The sequence below is a fragment of the Coprococcus sp. LG101-27 genome (assembly GCF_027695515.1).
Taxonomy (GTDB): domain Bacteria; phylum Bacillota; class Clostridia; order Lachnospirales; family Lachnospiraceae; genus Allocoprococcus; species Allocoprococcus comes.
Genome location: NZ_JAQEUJ010000060.1, coordinates 659 through 1,122, shown reverse-complemented (window position 1 = coordinate 1,122; position 464 = coordinate 659). Strand labels below are relative to the sequence as shown.

Genomic DNA, 464 nt, shown 5'->3' with positions numbered 1-464 from the left:
TTTCTTTTCCATATTCTACATAATTCAACCTCTTTCACCTCACTGTAAACTTCCGATTTTCTCAATTCTCCAAACTTGAATTTACTTTAATAAATATTTTTCAAACGCTTTATGATTATCAAAGTGGACTTCTCTAAAAAACAGAACTAACCAAATAATATAGGTTGGTATAGCTATATATGGGGTTAAAAAGCAGGATAATAATGCTCCTGCCAACATTATAATAGCCCACATAAAGCACTGATTTCTTATATCACGAGAGATATGAGCTTTATCATACAATGCCTGTTCTTCTTTAGAAAATGAATTAAATCCTGAAACAAATTTTGCTGCTTTTGCCTTAAAAATCGCAAATAAAACACCTATAATCAGAAATGGTATTACCAAAATTATACACGACCAAAATCCTATATTCATAATACATACCTCCGCTTCAAACTTTGATTTGTCTGTTTCATGTTATT

Annotated in this window: 1 protein-coding gene; it reads right to left on the bottom strand. The window is 30.2% G+C overall.

Annotation, left to right across the window (positions count from 1 at the left end; genetic code table 11):
• Positions 1–81 precede the first annotated feature (81 nt).
• On the bottom strand, positions 82–417 hold the full coding sequence (locus PG766_RS16835; protein ID WP_117455468.1) for a DUF3784 domain-containing protein: 336 nt from the start codon (positions 415–417) through the stop codon (positions 82–84).
• Between the last annotated feature and the right edge of the window lie 47 nt (positions 418–464).